Genomic DNA, 18085 nt, shown 5'->3' with positions numbered 1-18085 from the left:
CTCATGCGGCGGGGCCTCAATGTGGTAAGGCGGCGCATAAGCGATTATTCGCGGCTAAAGCCGCTCCCACATTGCTCGCGAACTCTGTGGGAGCGGCTTTAGCCGCGAAGCTTGAATGCAACCCTCAGCGGCGGCGCAGCCCCTTGGCCAGCCAATAATCCAGGCTCAGCCAACGCCCGGCGCCACTGAAGAACAGTGCGACCAGCATGACTAGGTAGGTGACGGCGAATTCGACGCCGTTGTTCAGCACCACCAACTTGCCGCTGCCGGTCAGCCAGTCGTAATTGCCGTGCTCCTTGAGAATCGCCCGCGCCCGCTCGATCTTTTCCACCGAGGCCATGACTCGCTCGTTGGCGAACGGCGCCGAGGCATCGGCAATCGCCTGCCAGCCGAACGGCAGGTGCACGGCGAAGATCGCCACCAGCATGGTGACGATCAGTGGAATGCTGATCCAGCGCACCGCCAGGCCGAACAACAGCAACAGCGCACCACCGGTTTCGGTCAGCGCCGCGGCCCAGGCCAGCAGCGTCGGGAACGGCAGGCCCAAGCCCCAATCCGGGTTGCCGAACCAAGCGGCGGTGGCGCCGATATCGGCCAGTTTGTGGGTACCGGCCATCCAGAAGATCGGCACCAGATACAGGCGTAGCAACAACGGGCCCAGAAAATCCAGGCGACGAGTAGCGTCCAGGCAATCCTGGAGACGATTGAGCAGGGTCAGCATGGTGAATCTCCGCGAGGGAAAACGAGGTTAAAGCGCCTCGCCGAACCAGATGCCCTGGCGCTGCCAGTCATCCAGTAAGGCCTGGGCATGGTTGAAATAGCCGGCATCGGCGTGCAGGCCGTGTAACGTGGCCAGGTTGTCCAGCACCTCGAAGGGCGCTTCGCCGGCGTGCAGGCGCACGGCCAATTGGTAGGCAAAGGGCGCCAGCTGCATGAAGCGCACCTTGTCCTGCACATCGCGCCAGACCAGCAGACACGTCGGCGTGTCCGGCGCCTCGGTTGGCTGGTAGTCCACGCCGATCAGTTGCACCGGCCAGTGGTAAGCCAGCGGCCAGGCCAGCGGCGACCAACCGCTATCGGGGGGCTCGTCCTCGCTGACATCCAGCGCCAACTCGACCCATTCGTAATGTGCCAGCTCCAGGAGGAACGGCGGATCGCCAGCTTCGGCGACATAGCCCTGCTGCAACCAGGCGATGAACTCCTCGCCGATTTGCAGAAAATACGGCGTGGCCGCTGAATGCCCGGCGATAAAACCGCGCACCAGGCGCTGCCAGCGGGCATCGTCGAATAGCCGCCGCAGCAGCGGAAAGCCGCCGCTGATAAAGCCTTCGATGTTGTTGAAGAACAGCTCTTCGTACACCGCCATGCGCGCCGCGCTGATGCCCGCGAGCAGTGGCTGCTGCGCCGGTTGACGGATGCGCGCGGCGAAGGCGCGTTGCAGCTGCATGCCGTTCATGTGCCGACACTCCGCCAGGGCTCGGCCGCCGCCTGCAACTCACGGATCTGCGCCACTTCGGCGTACAGCTCGGCAATCGGCGGGAAGTTGAAGTCGCGCTCCAGCAGCGTCGGCCGCACACCGTGCACGGCATAGGCGTGCGCCAGCAGCGCCCACACCGGGTCGATCACCGGCGCGCCATGGGTGTCGATCTTCAGGTCTTGCGCCTGGTCGTAGTGACCGGCGACATGCAGGTAAGCGATCCGTTCGCTGGGCATCGCCGCGATGTAGGCGAACGGATCGAAGGCAAAATTGATGCTGTTGACGAACACGTTGTTCACATCGAGCAATAACTGGCAGTTCGCCCGCTCCAGCACGGCGCGGATGAAACTCGCCTCGTCCAGTTCGCCGGGCAACTGCGCATAGGCCGACACGTTCTCGATGATCAGCGGCCGCTCCAACACGTCCTGCACGGTGCGCACACGCTCGGCGATGCGCGCCACCGACTCTTCGCTGAACGGCAACGGCATCAGGTCGTACAGCTGAGCGTGATCGGCACAGGCCGACAGATGCTCGCTGTACCCGCGAATGCCGTGCTGGTCGAGAAACCCTTTAATCGCCTTGAGCAGCTCAATATCCAGCGGCGCGAAGCCGCCGAGATTGAGGGACAAGCCATGGCAGAGAAACGGCAGGCGCTCGGTCAGCGCGCGCAGTTGCCTGCCCAGCCGACCGCCGACGCCGATCCAGTTCTCCGGTGCCACCTCGAGAAAGTCCAGCTGCTGCGCGGCGCTGTCCTGCAACGCGGCGAGCAAGCCACGGCGCAGACCGAGGCCGGCGCCGCTGACAAACACGGGAGACATGGGCTGTCCGCTGCCGCTCATTTACTCGGCCTTCTCAGCGCCGCACTTGCCTTCGCCACATTTACCTTCGCCATCGGCTTTGGCCTCGCCGCCGCACTTGCCTTCACCGCACTTGCCCTCGCCTTCGCTCTTCATTTCGCCACCGCACTTGCCTTCGCCGCAGGCACCTTCAGCCGACTTCTCGCCAGCCGCCAGGCTGTAACCGCTGCTCAGTTCCTGAGCGGCAAAGGGGTTCTGCGCGGCCTGAGCAGTCACCGCGGTAGCGCTCAACAGCGCAGCGCCCAGAGTGGCAACAACAACGTTCAGATGTTTCATGGCAAATCTCCAATGCAGATCAGAATGGGGCCGGATTGGCTCCCTCGGCATAATGGACGGGCTTGGGGGCCAAGCGTTACAGCGGCGGGTGATTTTTTATTGACGAGATGCTGCACGCATCGCTGCAACAACCTGGCGGCCAGCTCACATGCAGGCACCGAGCGCGGCCCCGTTCGGCTAGCGTCAAACCCGAGATGGATGAGGCTAACGCCGCGCCCATGGGAGGGCGAAGGCATCGCCACCACGGGTCGGCTACAAAGGAATTAGCGTGAGCGCCGCATCTCCGCCAGTTTGGCGGCCAGGGCATCGAGTTCGGCGCTCTGCCCTTGCGGCAGTTTGCGCACGACGGCCTGGCTCAGGCGCAGCTGCTTGATGAACCGTCGGCAATGCCGGCACATGGCCAAATGCGCACGCACGGACAAACGCTGACGCAGGTTCAACTGGCCATCTAAAAAATCGCTGGAATGTGCCACCAGCTCTTTACAACTCAGCATTGGCCGGTCTCCTCGAAGTGTTCCAGGGTGGCGAACACCTTCAGGCGTGCGCGGTGTAACAACACCCGCACATTGGAGAGCGAGATTTCCAAAAGATTACAGATTTCCTCCAATTCCAATCCTTGACGTTCGCGCAGCTGCAACACGCTGCCTTGTAGTTCCGAAAGACTGGCCAGGGTCTTCTCCAGACACTCGCGCAGCTCGGCTTCGGTCAGCAGCGCTTCCGGCGTGTCCTGATGCCACGCGTGCGGCGCCAGCAGCCAGTGGCCGTCCGTGGAAAAACGCTCATCGCCAAGGCTGCCGTGCGGCGATGGCAGGTCGTCCAGCAGCACTTCGCGGCGGTTGTGCTTGAGGCGGGTCTTGGCGGTGTTGGCGGTGATGGTCAGCAGCCAGGTCTTCAGACTCGAACGCCCCTGAAAGCCGTCCAGGTTACGCACCACGGCCAGCCAGGCATCCTGCACCACCTCGTCGGCGTTGCGGCTGCCGACAATCGCGAACGCCACTGCGCGCATCGCCCCTTGGTAGGTGGCGACCAGTTCGCGGAAGGCCTTCTGCTCACCCGCCAGCAGGCGGGTGAGCAAGGCGCTGTCGACGGGATAGTCCATCAACGCTTACGCAGAATCACGCTGCCAATGGAATAACCCGCACCGAAAGAGCTGAGCACACCCAGGGCACCGCTCGGCAGGTCGTCCTGGTGCTTGTGCAGGGCGATCACCGAACCGGCCGAACTGGTGTTGGCGTAGGTGTCGAGAATCACCGGCGCTTCATGCGGTTCGGCATCGCGACCCAGCAGCTTGCGCGCGATCAGCAGGTTCATGTTGAGGTTGGCCTGGTGCAGCCAGAAGCGCTTAACGTCGCCGACGTTGAGCTGGTTCTCCTGCAAGTGCGCGCCGATCAGTTCGGCGACCATCGGGCAGACATCCTTGAACACCTTGCGGCCTTCCTGGACGAACAGCTTGTCGCGTGCACCGATGCCCTCTTCCGCAGCGCGGTTGAGGAAGCCGAAGTTGTTGCGGATGTTGTTGCTGAACTGGGTCAGCAGCTTGGTGCTGACGATGTCGAACTGCTGCTTGGCGGTGGCCAGGTCGGCACGCTCGACGATCACCGCGGTACAGGCATCGCCAAAGATGAAGTGGCTGTCACGGTCGCGGAAATTCAGGTGCCCGGTACAGATTTCCGGGTTGACCATCAGAATCGCCCGCGCCTGGCCGAGCTGCACGGCGTTGGTCGCCGCCTGAATGCCGAAGGTGGCCGAGGAGCAAGCCACGTTCATGTCGTAGCCAAAGCCCTGAATGCCGAGTGCCGCTTGCACTTCGATGGCCACCGCCGGGTAGGCGCGTTGCAGGTTGGAGCAGGCGACGATCACGCCATCGATATCCGCCGCGGTCTTGCCGGCACGTTCGAGGGCGTCCTTGGCGGCGCCCACCGCCATCTCGCAGAGCACGCCCCACTCCTCGTTGGAGCGCTCGGGGATGCGCGGAGTCATGCGCGTGGGATCGAGGATGCCGGCTTTGTCGATGACGAAGCGGCTCTTGATGCCCGAGGCCTTCTCGATAAAGGCACTGCTCGACTCGGTCAGCGCCAGGACCTCACCGCGGGCGATGGCCGCGGCGTTGTCGGCATTGAACAGCTGCACATAGGCGTTGAAGGATTCCACCAGCTCGTCGTTGGAAATACTGTTGGCCGGGGTGTACAGGCCGGTGCCACTAATGACGACGTTGTGCACGGTCATTCCTCTTGTTCTTTGCCGCGCGTAGCGGCCGGTTATGCAGGAGCCTCTGGCCACGAACCAGAGGCACATATTCTGGGGACCGACGGGGCGCAAGCGCCAGGCAGGAGCATGCCCCGTTCCAAGCCGCAGAGTGTGCCACAGCCAACCCAGCTTCGCCTGCACCTCAGATAAGCGCCAGCCTATCGATTTTAGCGGCAATACCGTTCAAACCGCAGACGATGCCAGCACCACGGCATTCGACACACGACGCGCGCCCGGCTCAGGCTGGCCGCTTCAGCGTCTGGAAACCGGCGTATTGGCCAGGCAGGTATACCCACGGTCGACGCAATGCCGCCCGGCGATCTACCCTGAGGCTTTGCGCCACGATGCCATCGGGAGCCCGCATGACCCTGTCACTGCTCAGCCGTTACGCCTTTTTCGCCTGCTGCGTGTTATTCACCCTGGTCAGCCTGGCCTTTCTCGACCACCCATGGCTGTGGCCTTTCACCCTGATCGGTGCGCTATTAAGCCTGGTCGGCACCGGTGATCTGCTGCAAAAACGCCAGGCGGTGCGGCGCAACTACCCGATCCTGGGCAATATCCGTTACCTGGTCGAAGGCATCCGCCCGGAGATTCGCCAGTACCTGCTGGAAGCCGATGGCGAGCAATTGCCGTTCTCCCGCGCGCAGCGTTCGCTGGTCTACGCGCGGGCAAAGAACGAGGGTGCGGACAAACCCTTTGGCACCCTGCTGGATGTCTACCAGAACGGTTTCGAGTTCATCAGCCACTCCATGCGCCCGGCGCCGCTGAGCGACCCGAACAGCTTCCGGGTGATCATCGGCGGAGCGCAGTGCAGCCAGCCCTACTGCGCCTCGCTGTTCAATATCTCGGCAATGAGTTTCGGCTCGCTCAGCGCCAATGCCATTCGCGCGCTGAATAAAGGCGCCAAGCTCGGCAACTTCGCCCACGACACTGGCGAAGGCAGCATCAGCAGTTACCACCGTGAATACGGCGGCGATCTGACCTGGGAGCTGGGCAGCGGCTACTTTGGTTGCCGTACCGCCAGCGGCCAGTTCGACCCGCAACGCTTCGCCGCCCAGGCGCAAATGCCGCAAGTGCGGATGATCGAAATCAAACTCAGCCAGGGCGCCAAACCCGGCCACGGCGGCATTCTGCCGAAACACAAGGTCACCGCTGAAATCGCGGCGACCCGCGGCGTGCCGATGGGCGAAGACTGCATCTCGCCGTCGCGCCACAGCGCCTTCGCCACGCCCATCGAGCTGTTGCAGTTCATCGCCCAGTTGCGCGAGCTGTCCGGCGGCAAACCGGTCGGTTTCAAGTTCTGCCTGGGTCACCCGTGGGAATTCATGGGCATCGCCAAGGCCATGCTGGAGACCGGCATCCTGCCCGACTTCATCGTCGTCGACGGCAAGGAAGGCGGCACCGGCGCCGCGCCCCTGGAGTTCACCGACCACCTCGGCGTGCCGATGCGCGAAGGCCTGCTGTTCGTGCACAACACCCTGGTTGGGCTGAACCTGCGCGACCAGATCAAGCTCGGCGCCAGCGGCAAGATCGTCAGCGCCTTCGACATCGCCCGGGTGCTGGCCATCGGCGCCGACTGGGCCAACTCGGCGCGCGGTTTCATGTTCGCCATCGGCTGTATTCAGAGCCAGAGTTGCCACACCAATAAATGCCCAACCGGGGTGGCGACGCAGGACCCGCTGCGCCAGCGCGCCCTGGTGGTCGAGGACAAGGCCCAGCGGGTCTACAACTTCCACCGCAACACCCTCAAGGCGCTGGCCGAAATGCTGGCCGCCGCCGGCCTCGATCACCCTGCGCAGATCGATGCCAAGCACCTGGTGCAACGCATGTCCGCCACCGAGATCCGCTTGTTCTCGCAACAGCATGTGTTTCTCAAGCCCGGCGAATTGCTCAGCGGCAAGATCGACGGCGAGTTCTACGGACGCATGTGGCTTATGGCGCGGGCCGACAGCTTCGAGGCCGCCGCGATCTGATTCCCCCTGGCGCTCCCCCATCTGGGCGATGGTGCGCGCCAGGCCGCTGGTTATGCTCTGGCCACCCCACACAACAACAAGATCGGGCCGCCATGCGCAAACTTATTCTGCTATGCCTGCTGACACTGACCTCTGTCGCCGAAGCCGCCACCGGCGTGTTTCCCGACAGCAACTTCCAAAACCTCGACTACGGCCTGTACTGGTTCGGCTACGGCGACAGCTGGCAAAAAGCCCAGCCGGGCCACAGCAACGCCTACTACGGCGCGAGCAAACCGACCGTCATCTATATCCACGGCTGGCAGAACGGTTCGAGCCAGGCGAAGAACCGCGAAACCTTCAACCGCCAGGATGCCGGCGGGCCGAACCTCGACCTGGCCCATGCCTGGCTGACTGCCGGTTACAACGTCGGCATCCTCTACTGGAACCAGTTCGCCGACGAGGGCGAAGTCAGGGACGCCGAGGCCAAAATCTGGACCGCCAGCGGCCCGCGCGCCATGCGCTGGCGCAACAGTAACGGTGTCTACAGCAGTGGTCCAGCACAGTCGGCGGGCGACCTGCTGCTGCAGAGCTACACCGCCAACCTGGCCGGCTACAACGGCAGCAACATCCGTCTGCTCGGCCATTCGCTGGGCAACCAGATGGCCATCGTCCTGACCAAGAAGATCAGCGACGCCGTGACGGCCGGCACCGTCAGCAGCAAGTTGCTGCCCAAGCGCGTGGCCCTGCTCGACCCGTTCTACTCCAACAACGCCAAGAGCTACCTGGGCAACAAGTGGGTCGGCGAGGTCAGCCGCAACTACGTCAGCGAACTCAAGGGCAAGGGCGTGATCTTCGAGGCCTACCGCTCCTCGGGCGCCAGCAGCACCGGCTTCATCGGCGACAGCAACAGCGGTTTGATGAACATGACCGCCTTCAGCGAACTGAAGCCCTGGTACTTCAATGCCGTGCAACTGACCGAAAAACACAACGCCGCAGCCTGGCATTACCTGTGGTCCTTCAGTTTCAACCCGCCGCTGATCACTGGCAGCAGCAACCAGGCGGCGTCCGCCCGCACCGCCGACAGCCGCATCGCCAGCCTGATGAATGGCAGCAAGAAACAGGTCCACAACCAGGGCGCCTACAGCAAAGAACCGTCCGACGACAGCTTCACCCAGGCCAACCGCTGAAGCCTTACCCACCCGGCAGGGCCGCGCCGGCAAGGCCACCGACAGTCGCGCGGCGTCTCCCGCCAACCCGCCGCTTGACCGCCACGCCGAAGCATGAAAAAGATGAGCGCCAGGCCTTGCCTCAAGGCCCTGGAACTCAACCTGCTACGGATACCCGCCCATGGCCTTGCACACCTGGCTGTTGTTTCTCACCGCCGTCATCGGCCTGTCGCTGACGCCCGGCCCCAACGGCTTGCTGGCGCTGACCCACGGCGCCCTCTACGGCCACCGCAAAACCCTGTGGACCGTGGCCGGCGGGGTGATCGGCTTCGCGGTGCTGATGGCCCTGTCGATGTTCGGCATCGGCGCCCTGCTGAAAGCCTCGGCGAACGCCCTGACCCTGCTTAAGTGGATCGGCGGCCTGTACCTGATCTGGCTGGGTATCCAGCTCTGGCGCGCCCCGCCGCCGCACCTCGATGCGCCAACCCAGGCCACCGCCAAGGCCGGATCGAGCCTGTTCCGTCAGGGCCTGCTGTCGGCACTGTCGAACCCCAAGGTGATCCTGTTCTTTGGTGCCTTCCTGCCGCAGTTCCTCGACCCGACGCGCGACCTCTGGCTGCAGTTCGCGGTGATGGCACTGACCTTCGCGGTGGTCGAAGGGCTGGTCGAATACCTGCTGGCGCGCGCCGCTCAGCGCATTCGCCCGTGGCTGGTACGCAGCGGCAAGACCTTCAATCGCTGCTGCGGCGGCATGTTCGCGCTGATGGGCGCCGCCCTGCCGATGACCCGTTGACGCGCGTGCCAGCGCCCCATCGACCAGCTTTAACCGCGAAAAAGCGGCAGGCCCATACGCTGGCGAAGTAGGAGGGCCTTGGCCGCACGCGCTTTAGGCTGTGCGGGGGCGTGCGCGTGGCGTGAACAGTTCGTGGTCAAGAGTGCGGCCACAACAGCCTGACGGCTCATGCAGCACGTCATTGGGATAACCCCGAAGAAATCGCTGAAAACCGCAGGCTTGAGCGCTTGCCACGGTTACCTCGCGCGGCGAATCGGTGAATAATGGCGCGCCTTACTCGCTTGCCATCAGAGACTGGACCATGCCCGCGCACGCCACGGCCACAGCAGCCCGCCTTTCGCCCCGCGCGATCGTTCTCATCGAACTGGCCCTGGCCCTCGGCGGCTTCGCCATCGGCACCGGCGAGTTTGCGGTCATGGGGCTGATGCCCAATGTCGCCGAGGACCTCGGCATCAGCGAGCCACAGGTCGGCAACGTGATCAGCACCTACGCCCTCGGCGTGGTGGTCGGCGCGCCGGTGCTGGCGATCCTCGGTTCGCACCTGCTGCGCCGCCACCTGTTGCTGCTGCTCATGGCGACGTTCGCCCTCGGCAACTTCGCCAGCGCCCTGGCTCCCGACTACCACGCACTGATGTTGTTTCGCTTCTTCGCCGGCTTGCCGCACGGCGCCTACTTCGGCGTGGCGATGCTGGTGGCGGCGTCGATGGCACCACCGCACAAACGCGCCAAGGCCGTGAGTCGGGTGTTGATGGGGCTGACGGTCGCCATTCTGATCGGCAACCCGATCGCCACCTGGCTCGGCCAGGCGCTGAGTTGGCGCTATGCCTTCGGCCTGGTCGGGCTGATCGCCCTGCTCACCGTGGCCATGCTCGCGCTCTTTCTGCCGGGCGATAAACAGCAGCAGCGCAGTTACCCGATGCGCGAGCTGCGCGCCTTCAACCGCGCCCCCGTGTGGCTGGCGCTGGCCATCAGCTCGGTCGGCTTCGCCGGCATGTTTTGCGTGTTCAGCTATATGGCGCCGACGCTGCTCGAAGTGACCCGGCTGCAACCCGGCTGGATTCCCTTCGCCCTGGCGACGTTCGGTCTGGGCGGCATTCTCGGCAACATGTTCGGCGGCTGGCTGTTCGACCGGCTGCGCTTCAAGGCGGTGGCCTGGCTGTTGCTGTGGAGTGCGCTGGTGCTGCTGATTTTCCCGCTGGCGGCGCAATCGCCCTGGAGCATGTTCCCGGCGGTGTTCGCGGTCGGCACCATGGTGTCGCTGTCGCCCGCCCTGCAAACCCACTTGATGGATGTCGCGCACGACGCGCAAACCCTGGCCGCCGCCTCCAATCACGCCGCCTTCAACATCGCCAACGCGCTCGGCCCGTGGCTGGGCGGCCTGGCGATCACCGCCGGCTTCGGCTGGACCGCCACCGGCTACATCGGCGCCGCCACCGCCGTGGCCGGTTTGCTGGTGTTCTACTGGGCCTGGAAGGTTCAGGCGCCCGCGCACAGCTAAAGCCCTGGGGCAGCGCTTTATGCCTTGGGTATGTTGCCCTTGCGGTATTCGTCGGGCGTGGCGCCCATCATTCTGCGGAACATGCTGATAAACGCCGACGCGCTGCTGTAGCCAAGGTCCAGACCGATGGTTTCGACGGTTTGGCCTTGTTCGAGCAGGGCGAGGGCTTCGACGACTTTCAGGCGCTGTCGCCACTCCACGAATGACATGCCGAGATCGCGCTGGCAGCGCCGCATCAGCGTGCGCTCGGTGGTATTGGCGGCGCGGGCCAACTCCGGCAGCGACCGCGGATCGGCGGGGCAGGCTGCCAGTGCACGCAGCACGGGCCCGAGCAGTGGATCGCTGGAAGTGGGCAGGTAACTGCCAGCGGGCGGCGCCTGCACCAGTTGGTCCACCAGTACCCGCAGGAGCCGCTGCTGTTCATCGGTTTGCGGCAATTGCGGCGGGTTGCCCCGCAGCTCGTCGAGGATCGCCCGCACCAGCGGGCTCACCGTCAAGGCGCAAGTGCTGGCAGGCAGCGCGGCACACAGCTCAGGCGCGAGGTACAGCGAACAGTGGCACGCCTCATGCCGATTGAAGCCCATGTGCTCGACATTCGGCGGCAGCCATATGCCGTATTGAGGCGGCGCCAGGTAGTGATGGTTGGCGAGTTCGATCTCCATCACGCCGCTGTATGAGTAGACGAACTCACCCCAGGCGTGGCGATGCCGCGGGTAGCTGGCCTGCGCCGGCATGTTGGCCGTACGGAAAAACACCGGGGCAGGCAGCGCCTCGCTGAAGGGGGGAAGTTGCGGGTGCTGGAACATGGTGTTCATCGGGCAACCTTGGCGGATTACTGGCATCGACTGTCGTATTAAAGCTATATCAAGAAGAACTGCCAAGCCGACAATCCCTCACCACTCCCAGCAAGGCGAAGCACAGAACATGACGACGCGTATGGCGATTGATGGTCGAGCCAGCGGGCTGATGCTCGTTCTGTGCGCCATTTGGGGCTTGCAGCAGGTCGCGATAAAGGCCGCGGCCATCGACATGACGCCCATCCTGCAAATTGCCGTGCGCTCCAGCATCGCTGCGCTGCTAGTCGGCCTGCTGATGCTCGCGCGCGGTGAGCGTATGGCGTTGAGCGACGGCACCTGGCGGCCGGGCCTGCTGGTGGGGCTGTTGTTTGCGCTTGAGTTTCTGCTGGTCGGCGAAGGCTTACGCCACACCAGCGCCTCGCATATGGTGATTTTTCTCTACACGGCACCGATCTTTGCCGCCCTGGGCTTGCATTGGCGACTCCCCACGGAGCGCCTCAAGCCGGTGCAGTGGCTCGGCATTGCCATCGCCTTCGCCGGTATTGTCACGGCGTTTAGCGGGCGGGCCGCCGAGCCCGCGAGTGGCGACGCCAGCGCCGCGTTGTTCGGCGACTTCCTCGGCGTGCTGGGCGGCATCGCCTGGGGCGCCACCACCGTCGTGGTGCGGTGTTCGCGCCTGGCCCAGGCACCCGCCACGCAAACCTTGCTCTATCAGCTGCTCGGCGCCTTTGTGCTGTTGCTGCTGGCGGCCATGGTTCTCGGGCAGACCGACGTCAGGCTGACCCCGCTGCTCTGGAGCAGTTTGCTCTTCCAGGTATTGCTGGTGTCGTTTATCAGCTTCCTTGCCTGGTTCTGGCTGCTGCGCCACTACCTCGCCTCCAGGCTGGGCGTGCTGTCGTTCATGACGCCGCTGTTCGGCATCGTGTTCGGCGTATGGCTGCTCGACGAGCCCCTGGAAGCCAACTTCGTTGCCGGGGCACTGCTGGTCCTCGGTGGGATACTGCTGGTGAGTGGCTACGAATGGCTCAAGCACCTGCTGACCCGCCTGGGCAAGTAATCCGCGCCAGGCGGAGCACCGGCAGTGCTCGGGGCCAGGCCGCAGAAAGGCGTCAGCGCCCGTTGCGCTTCAGCAATACCTGCGTCGCCCCCTGGGCTTTCTGGGTAAACCACAGCACCCGACTCACGCCACGGGTAATCGCCACATACGCCAGGCGCAAGCTTTCATCGGCCATCGCCTGGTCGTAGCTGTTGCGAAAGAACCCCGAGTAGGCATACAGCGCATTGCGCAGCGGGTGTTTTTCCGGCGGCGCGCAGTCGTCGACGATGATCGCGACTTCGGCTTGCAGCCCCTTGGCGCGGTGGATGGTGTAGGCCTTGACCGGCAACGTGCTGTCCAGCTGGGCCTGAATGCGCTGCAAGGGCTCGTTGCGCCGGCTCAATACCAGCACCGCCGTGCGCTCGGCCATGCTGCGGGTGGCGACGTGCGCGCATTGGCTGTTGATGACCCGCAACAGCTCCGGCAACTGCGTCTTGCTATCGAAACGCTGCACCACCTTGACGCCATGATCGCCCGGCTGCATGGCCTTGAAGGCTTTGCTGGTTTTCGCGTGCTTGTAGGCAACGTCAGCGAGCACCGCCTCGCCATCGCGGATCACCGGCTCGATGGAGCGGTAATTGGTTTCCAGCAGGAGCACAGCGCTTTTCTTCGCCTTGCCTTTACCCGGGAAATGCTTGTCGAAGTCCATAAACAGCTCAGGGGAACTGCCCCGCCAGCCATAGATCGACTGCCAATCGTCACCGATGGCCATGAGGCTGACCGCCTCACCGGTCTCCGCCAACCGTCGCTGGACGGCTTGCAGCCACTGCACGATCTGCGGCGAGATGTCCTGAAACTCATCGATCAGCAGGTGCGTGAACGGCGCCAGAGCCGTGCTCGCGCCTGGCTCTTGGCCAGCCGACAACGCCTGGGTCAGTTGCTGGAAGGCGCCGTTGAAGGTCATCAGCCGCTGCTCGCGCAAACACGTAGCGAACGTCGCCCAGAACGGCAGCAGTGCCTCGATAAAGGCCCGTTCGTGCGCCGAACATGTCAGCGTCTGAAGGTTTACCCGATCGAGGCGAATGCCGATGCTTTCCATAAAACCGGCTTGCACATAGAAGGCCTCGAACAGCGGTACCGCGCTGAACTCGCCCGCCAGCTTGAACCCGTCCAGGGGCGCCTTGGGTATGCGCACACGCTTGCCTTCGGTGCAGGGCAGCGGCAAGCCCAGCACGCGATGCACTCGCTCGCGAAAGTCCGAATGCTCGGCATAACACCGCTGGTAGGCCTGTTTCAACACACGCTGCTGAGCAGGTCGCAAGCGCGCGGAGGTCAGCGGATTATCCGGCTCGCGCGGCGCGCCACTGCTGTCGTCCAACTGCTCGAACCAGGCCGGGTTGTTCAGCAGCGCCTTGGCCTGCACAGCCATGGCCGAGTGGAAGGTACGCACACATTGCCGGGCCTGGGCGGCGTCAAAGGGATAGGACCAAAACCCCAGGACCTGGATCAACTGCTCGCGCAGTTGCGCACACGAGGCATTGGTGAAGGAAATCACCGTCAGCCGGCCAGGCTCGACGCGCATATGGCAGAGCATGAACACCACGCGCAGCACCAGGGTGGTGGACTTGCCCGAGCCCGCCCCGGCGAAGATGCGAGTCAGCGGATTGCGACCGAGAATCATCGCCCACTGTTCATCCGAAGGCGCGCTGATCACCCCCGCCGCCACCGCCTGCCCCACCCGCTCGCGCATGGCCTTGGCCTGGTGCTCGTCGACCGCCATCAGCGCGGGGCCGTAGATCGCAGTGCTGAGCGATTGGGGGCTTGCCGCGCGCGGCTTGGTGGGCTTTTTCGCCCGGCTGGCCGCCTTGACCCGCGCCCTGGGCGTTTTCTGCGGCACGGCCGCCTCGCGCTCGGCATGTAAATACGCCGTCGTGCGCGGAAAATACCGAGCAAACGCCCCGGAGAGGAGCAATTTGTAGCGTTTTACAGCAGCCAGCATTCCACGATTCCCACTCAGACCATCAGGTATATCGTTGAATGATAAGTGCTTTTTACCGATGGCTGGCAACCGCTGGAGGAGCGGTCAGTCCTTCGTCTACACCATGGCCATCACATACCTCGGTTGGCCACTGCGTTGGTCGGGCAACGGCGTTGCGCCGCTGCCCCTCAAGGCACTTGCCAGGCCGGGCAATTCTTGAGAAAACGCTGCCCGGATAGCCATCCACAGGCCAGCGAATCAACGAGAGTGAGTGATGAGCAACGAATTGCAGGTTGTAGACATTCAATTGGGTGACGGCAAAGCCGTGGTCAAAGGCGCCTTGATCACCACCCAGTACAGCGGCTTTCTCGAAGACGGAACGCCGTTCGATTCATCCTACGATCGCGGCAAGCCGTTCCAATGCGTGATTGGCAGCGGTCGGGTGATCAAAGGCTGGGAGCAGCTTCTACGTTAGTTGACTTTCGGGTATGGTAGCCCTTTCCGCCATGCACCCGGAACAACAGAGCATGACCAAGCAGGCCATTCCGTACATCAGATATTCATCGTTCCGACAATCCGAGGGTGACTCCTACCGGCGACAGGCTGACCTAATTGAGAGCTGGCTAAGCAGTCACACGGATTACACGAAATCAAATCTTGTGTACGACGACCTAAAGAAAAGTGGCTTCTCCACGAAGGCAGGAAAGGCTGCCAGCGGGTTTATCAAGATTCGGCAAGCAATCGAGGCGGGGTTGATCCGGGCTGGGGATTGTGTGCTCATCGAAGCAATCGACAGAGCAACTAGGCAGGGGACATTCGATGCACTAGACCTGCTAACGCCTATCCTGCGTGCCGGGGTGAGTATCGTCACGATTGATGACGGGCAGGAATACACCGAACAGAGCTTGAACGGCTCTCAGATATTTCTGCTGATAGCTAAGCTACAAGCCGCACACAACTACAGTAAAGCCCTGTCAGAACGAGTTGCGGCGTCGTACAAGGCGCGGCGAAAGCTGGCGCTAGCAGGGGAAGCGATCAAGCGGCACACACCTGTATGGCTTACTGCAGATGGCGCTGTGATCGCTGAGATTGCACAACAGGTTGCGTTGGTCTTTGACTGGTATATCGCTGGTGTTGGCAAGCATTCCATTGCAGCGAAGATCAGGCTGTCAGGTGTCGAAAAACTGTCCAAGTGTTCCGGGCCAACTGTCCAGGGATGGTTGAGCAATCCTGCTGTGATTGGATCGTGGGCGAACTCAGATACAGATGCTGACTCAATCTCGGGCGTCTACCCGGCGATCATCGAACCTGAAACATTTTATCTGGCACAAAGGCTACTTAAAGAACGTTCGGTAGTCCGTGCCAGAACCAGCAAGCACTTCCTTGTGGGATTGGTCAGGTGCAAGCACTGCGAAAAATCTATGGTCATGCACATGGTAAATGGCAAGCCTGCGGCCATGCGGTGTCTGACACATCATCGGCTGAAACTGGCTGGCTGCCAGAACAACAAGTCCATTCCAATCAACATAATTAAGTTGGTGCAGGTGTTGACCTCAAACCTGGCCTTCAAGCGCGCACTCGCCAAGCAAACACTTTCAGCATCTGAGAAGCGGAAAATTACACTCGAAGCTGAGCTTGACCGGGTAGCCAAGGAGATTGGCAAACTGGTTGAGTTGGCGGCTGTTGTTGATCTTGCTGAGGTGGCAGAGAAGCTTGCTGCACTCAAAGCCGAGCGCGGGAAGCTGGGAGAAGAACTCAAAGCGCTTGCAGCCGGCGACAAGGTTCTTAGCGAATCGGTCAAGGTTCTCAGGGAAGAAACCAAGCTATTGGAATCTGACTCCATTGTCCTGAATGCCATGCTCAAAGATTCGGGGTATGCGATCTACTGCGACATCGTGGGGAACGTTACGACCACGGAGAACGGCAAGCAGTGGACATATCTTGGCGTTAAGCGGAAGGCCAGAAGCAACACGACAGAGGGGTACAGGTTGCGAGCCGGGGAGGGGGGATGGTCAACCACACTCCTAATCAATCCAGACGTGGCGGTTGAGGTTCCGGCAGTCCTTGGCGATGGCGAAGATGCCGCCCCGGAAGAAGTCGATATTCGTTATGCACGGTATGCGGAATTGGTGATTGAGCAAGAAGGCGAGGAAGAAGAGCACCTTGACCCGCCTTATGTACAGTGGAAGCGAAAGTAACGTTCATGCTTGATCATGACCAGCATTCAGCTCGCTAGAAGCTCCAGTAAGGCCAATACAACAAACGATTATCAATTGTGGCTACCAATCCACTACCAATAGCCGCTATGAGGCTCTACGGGCTTCTTTGGTGCCTTCCTGCGCCTTGTGCTGGCTGTGCGGGTGGTTGTATTGGCGTTAATCTCCGAAATCGGGGATTTTGCTTGGTAAGCGGGGGCTTTGTGGCGGGGCGCTGCTGGAAGCGCAGGAAACAGCGTAGGGCCTGCGAAGCAGGAGCCCTTTAGGGCTAGCTGTTAAATACCTTATATCTATAAGTAGTATAAATCTCAGAGTTTCACTCTGTTAGATATAAGATAAGAACACATAGTCTTACAGTGATAATAGCTTATCTAGTAGGTTCACTACGTTCAAAAATACTAGATGTAGTGTTTTCCTAATACAATAAGATCAAGAGCATCGCTCAAGCTTCGTACTACGCTTCGCTCCGTACTCGCTTTCGCTCTATTGTACGCAGCATATCGATAGTGTCAAGCTATATCTGACGAGTGGTAGTATGCGCTGGCCGTAGACTCTGGTAGTGCAATGCTCTTGCTGCTGTCCGTGCACGATGAATTCGCAAGACGGCGAAGCTGTCGCTGCACCTGTAGTGATGATTGATGGCTGGATTATTAAGCAGGATGCTCATGGTCGCTACTGCCTGAACGATGTGCACAAGGCTAGTGGTGCTCACGCCATCACCAGCGCCCCTAGCCAGTGGGTCCGCCTGTCAGGGCAATCCATTATTCAGGAACTAATACTGGGAAATCCCAGTATTGCCCCACTAGTGTCCAAGCAACGGGTTGGCACCTACGCAGTGAAGGAGCTGGTGTACGCATATGCCATGTGGAGAGGTCGTCAGCTACGCCGTCTCCCGCCCCGAGTATCATTTGAAGGTTATCCGTGCGGCTGGCTGTCGCTGATTCCAGTGCTCAGCAGGTAGGCACGTCCGGCAGGGGTCAAGTTCGCGCGCATAATGTCCATACGATCCCAATCCCACCGAATCAACCCTGCGTCTATAAGAACGTCTGTTGCACCTTCAGTGACAAGGTGGCTAAACCCCGTTCCCCTCTTCAAATCTGCGAAGCAAGGAAAGCCACGCTGCTTCTCAATCTCGGCGGCAATGGTCTGGAGCACAATCTGTTGATCAGCGTTCAGGACAGGCACAGCAGGGGTCTTTGGCTGCTTCAGCCCCTCAAGCTCTGTCATGGCTTCGGTCAGCGATTGAGTCAGCTGGGAGCGGTCACCACGTAGGCGGAGCGTGATAAATACGACAGCCGCCAGGACTGGAAGCAGCAACCAGACAGGTAACGAGACTTGGAATGCTAGCCAGCCGGTCAGCTGGCGGTAGATGTTGGCAACCAAGTCGGGGGTTACTGCAAACCAACCTAAATCAAAACGCTGATCAACGATCTTTGTGATGATGGCTGCAGCAGTGGTGGCGAGCACAAAAGTAGCGCCCCCTTTCCAGTGGTGTTTCATCCAATCCACAACACCCATTCCGCTACTCCCATCTGCCCTGTATTGGCAGCGATGCTACCAAACCCCTGCCCCGCCGTGGGGCTGTGCACAAATACTAGGCGTGGGTGCTGGGTGGCGTAGTGGCAGAGATGCTGGCACTGTTGCATTGGACAAGTACGCACTACTGGCGCTTCACGGAGGAAACTATGAAAAACATGGTAATCAAAACACTCGATTTTCTATCGGGCCTGCTAGTCGTTCTCGCCCTGATCGGGGGCGTTCTCTGGGCTGTCTGCGGATTCCACGCTGACTC

Annotated in this window: 17 protein-coding genes and 1 pseudogene; 8 read left to right on the top strand and 10 right to left on the bottom strand. The window is 61.8% G+C overall.

All coding sequences use genetic code 11. The features are described 5' to 3' along the window. Positions 1-124: 124 nt before the first annotated feature. From B3M58_RS13170 to B3M58_RS13140, 7 genes are all read right to left on the bottom strand, one after another. On the bottom strand, positions 125-721 hold the full coding sequence (locus B3M58_RS13170) for a DoxX family protein (protein WP_296219725.1): 597 nt from the start codon (positions 719-721) through the stop codon (positions 125-127). Between the two features lie 27 nt (positions 722-748). Further along, the gene (locus B3M58_RS13165) at positions 749-1456 is read right to left on the bottom strand and encodes a DNA-binding domain-containing protein (protein WP_296219724.1); all 708 of its coding nucleotides are present in this window, start codon (positions 1454-1456) and stop codon (positions 749-751) included. Continuing rightward, positions 1453-2295 carry a DUF692 domain-containing protein gene (locus tag B3M58_RS13160; protein ID WP_296219723.1) on the bottom strand — a complete coding sequence of 281 codons (843 nt, stop codon included), beginning with the start codon at positions 2293-2295 and terminating at the stop codon, positions 1453-1455. Before B3M58_RS13160 ends, B3M58_RS13165 begins: the two co-directional genes overlap by 4 nt. A 21-nt stretch (positions 2296-2316) precedes the next feature. Continuing rightward, complete coding sequence (locus B3M58_RS13155; protein WP_296219722.1) at positions 2317-2610, bottom strand: hypothetical protein; 294 nt, start codon at positions 2608-2610, stop codon at positions 2317-2319. Between the two features lie 263 nt (positions 2611-2873). After that, positions 2874-3104, bottom strand: coding sequence for an anti-sigma factor family protein (locus tag B3M58_RS13150; RefSeq protein ID WP_296219720.1), 231 nt, complete (start codon positions 3102-3104; stop codon positions 2874-2876). Beyond that, positions 3098-3709 (bottom strand): RNA polymerase sigma factor, encoded by a 612-nt coding sequence (locus B3M58_RS13145; protein WP_296219719.1) that lies wholly within the window; start codon positions 3707-3709, stop codon positions 3098-3100. Before B3M58_RS13145 ends, B3M58_RS13150 begins: the two co-directional genes overlap by 7 nt. Further along, a complete protein-coding gene (locus B3M58_RS13140) occupies positions 3709-4830 on the bottom strand; it encodes a beta-ketoacyl-ACP synthase III (RefSeq protein ID WP_296219718.1) in 1122 nt (373 codons plus the stop codon). The genes B3M58_RS13145 and B3M58_RS13140 overlap by 1 nt, the downstream gene beginning before the upstream one ends. A gap of 389 nt (positions 4831-5219) precedes the next feature. Between B3M58_RS13140 and B3M58_RS13135 the strand changes: the two genes are divergently transcribed. The 4 genes from B3M58_RS13135 (at position 5220) to B3M58_RS13120 (ending at position 10266) form a co-directional block, all read left to right on the top strand. Beyond that, positions 5220-6830, top strand: coding sequence for an FMN-binding glutamate synthase family protein (locus B3M58_RS13135; protein ID WP_296219717.1), 1611 nt, complete (start codon positions 5220-5222; stop codon positions 6828-6830). Between the two features lie 92 nt (positions 6831-6922). Continuing rightward, positions 6923-7996 (top strand): hypothetical protein, encoded by a 1074-nt coding sequence (locus B3M58_RS13130; protein WP_296219715.1) that lies wholly within the window; start codon positions 6923-6925, stop codon positions 7994-7996. A gap of 160 nt (positions 7997-8156) precedes the next feature. Then, on the top strand, positions 8157-8768 hold the full coding sequence (locus B3M58_RS13125) for a LysE family translocator (RefSeq protein ID WP_296219713.1): 612 nt from the start codon (positions 8157-8159) through the stop codon (positions 8766-8768). 301 nt (positions 8769-9069) lie between these two features. Beyond that, on the top strand, positions 9070-10266 hold the full coding sequence (locus tag B3M58_RS13120; protein WP_296219712.1) for an MFS transporter: 1197 nt from the start codon (positions 9070-9072) through the stop codon (positions 10264-10266). A 17-nt stretch (positions 10267-10283) separates the two neighbouring features. Here the strand turns inward: B3M58_RS13120 and B3M58_RS13115 are convergent, their stop codons facing one another. Then, complete coding sequence (locus tag B3M58_RS13115) at positions 10284-11081, bottom strand: AraC family transcriptional regulator (RefSeq protein ID WP_296219711.1); 798 nt, start codon at positions 11079-11081, stop codon at positions 10284-10286. 109 nt (positions 11082-11190) lie between these two features. Here B3M58_RS13115 and B3M58_RS13110 point away from each other — a divergent pair, with 109 nt between their 5' ends. Further along, the gene (locus B3M58_RS13110) at positions 11191-12120 is read left to right on the top strand and encodes a DMT family transporter (RefSeq protein WP_296219709.1); all 930 of its coding nucleotides are present in this window, start codon (positions 11191-11193) and stop codon (positions 12118-12120) included. A 52-nt stretch (positions 12121-12172) separates the two neighbouring features. Here the strand turns inward: B3M58_RS13110 and B3M58_RS13105 are convergent, their stop codons facing one another. Then, complete coding sequence (locus B3M58_RS13105; RefSeq protein WP_296219708.1) at positions 12173-14098, bottom strand: DEAD/DEAH box helicase; 1926 nt, start codon at positions 14096-14098, stop codon at positions 12173-12175. A gap of 253 nt (positions 14099-14351) precedes the next feature. On the opposite strand from B3M58_RS13105, the pseudogene B3M58_RS13100 reads away from it, so the two are divergent. The 3 genes and pseudogenes from B3M58_RS13100 to B3M58_RS22625 form a co-directional block, all read left to right on the top strand. Next, positions 14352-14540 (top strand): annotated as a pseudogene (locus tag B3M58_RS13100) (FKBP-type peptidyl-prolyl cis-trans isomerase); the annotation flags it as partial. 64 nt (positions 14541-14604) lie between these two features. Next, positions 14605-16275, top strand: a complete 1671-nt coding sequence (locus tag B3M58_RS13095) for a recombinase family protein (RefSeq protein ID WP_296219706.1) — start codon at positions 14605-14607, stop codon at positions 16273-16275. Positions 16276-16882: 607 nt separating this feature from the next. Further along, positions 16883-17254, top strand: coding sequence for a KilA-N domain-containing protein (locus tag B3M58_RS22625; RefSeq protein WP_414704086.1), 372 nt, complete (start codon positions 16883-16885; stop codon positions 17252-17254). On the opposite strand, the gene B3M58_RS13090 is transcribed toward B3M58_RS22625, so the two are convergent. Beyond that, a complete protein-coding gene (locus B3M58_RS13090) occupies positions 17209-17811 on the bottom strand; it encodes a hypothetical protein (protein ID WP_296219704.1) in 603 nt (200 codons plus the stop codon). The genes B3M58_RS22625 and B3M58_RS13090 overlap by 46 nt on opposite strands. Positions 17812-18085: the final 274 nt, after the last annotated feature.

This window comes from Pseudomonas sp. UBA2684 (assembly GCA_002354655.1).
Classification (GTDB): domain Bacteria; phylum Pseudomonadota; class Gammaproteobacteria; order Pseudomonadales; family Pseudomonadaceae; genus Aquipseudomonas.
The sequence above is the reverse complement of the archived record's forward strand: the minus strand, read 5'-3'. Positions and strand labels throughout refer to the sequence as shown.

Excerpts from the sequence above, each read along its gene's own strand:
- B3M58_RS13170 (WP_296219725.1), bottom strand. The coding sequence starts at position 721 with ATGCTGACCCTGCTCAATCGTCTCCAGGATTGCCTGGACGCTACTCGT.
- B3M58_RS13165 (WP_296219724.1), bottom strand. The coding sequence starts at position 1,456 with ATGAACGGCATGCAGCTGCAACGCGCCTTCGCCGCGCGCATCCGTCAA.
- B3M58_RS13160 (WP_296219723.1), bottom strand. The coding sequence starts at position 2,295 with ATGTCTCCCGTGTTTGTCAGCGGCGCCGGCCTCGGTCTGCGCCGTGGC.
- B3M58_RS13155 (WP_296219722.1), bottom strand. The coding sequence starts at position 2,610 with ATGAAACATCTGAACGTTGTTGTTGCCACTCTGGGCGCTGCGCTGTTG.
- B3M58_RS13150 (WP_296219720.1), bottom strand. The coding sequence starts at position 3,104 with ATGCTGAGTTGTAAAGAGCTGGTGGCACATTCCAGCGATTTTTTAGAT.
- B3M58_RS13145 (WP_296219719.1), bottom strand. The coding sequence starts at position 3,709 with ATGGACTATCCCGTCGACAGCGCCTTGCTCACCCGCCTGCTGGCGGGT.
- B3M58_RS13135 (WP_296219717.1), top strand. The coding sequence starts at position 5,220 with ATGACCCTGTCACTGCTCAGCCGTTACGCCTTTTTCGCCTGCTGCGTG.
- B3M58_RS13130 (WP_296219715.1), top strand. The coding sequence starts at position 6,923 with ATGCGCAAACTTATTCTGCTATGCCTGCTGACACTGACCTCTGTCGCC.
- B3M58_RS13125 (WP_296219713.1), top strand. The coding sequence starts at position 8,157 with ATGGCCTTGCACACCTGGCTGTTGTTTCTCACCGCCGTCATCGGCCTG.
- B3M58_RS13120 (WP_296219712.1), top strand. The coding sequence starts at position 9,070 with ATGCCCGCGCACGCCACGGCCACAGCAGCCCGCCTTTCGCCCCGCGCG.
- B3M58_RS13115 (WP_296219711.1), bottom strand. The coding sequence starts at position 11,081 with ATGAACACCATGTTCCAGCACCCGCAACTTCCCCCCTTCAGCGAGGCG.
- B3M58_RS13110 (WP_296219709.1), top strand. The coding sequence starts at position 11,191 with ATGACGACGCGTATGGCGATTGATGGTCGAGCCAGCGGGCTGATGCTC.
- B3M58_RS13105 (WP_296219708.1), bottom strand. The coding sequence starts at position 14,098 with ATGCTGGCTGCTGTAAAACGCTACAAATTGCTCCTCTCCGGGGCGTTT.
- B3M58_RS13095 (WP_296219706.1), top strand. The coding sequence starts at position 14,605 with ATGACCAAGCAGGCCATTCCGTACATCAGATATTCATCGTTCCGACAA.
- B3M58_RS22625 (WP_414704086.1), top strand. The coding sequence starts at position 16,883 with ATGAATTCGCAAGACGGCGAAGCTGTCGCTGCACCTGTAGTGATGATT.
- B3M58_RS13090 (WP_296219704.1), bottom strand. The coding sequence starts at position 17,811 with ATGGGTGTTGTGGATTGGATGAAACACCACTGGAAAGGGGGCGCTACT.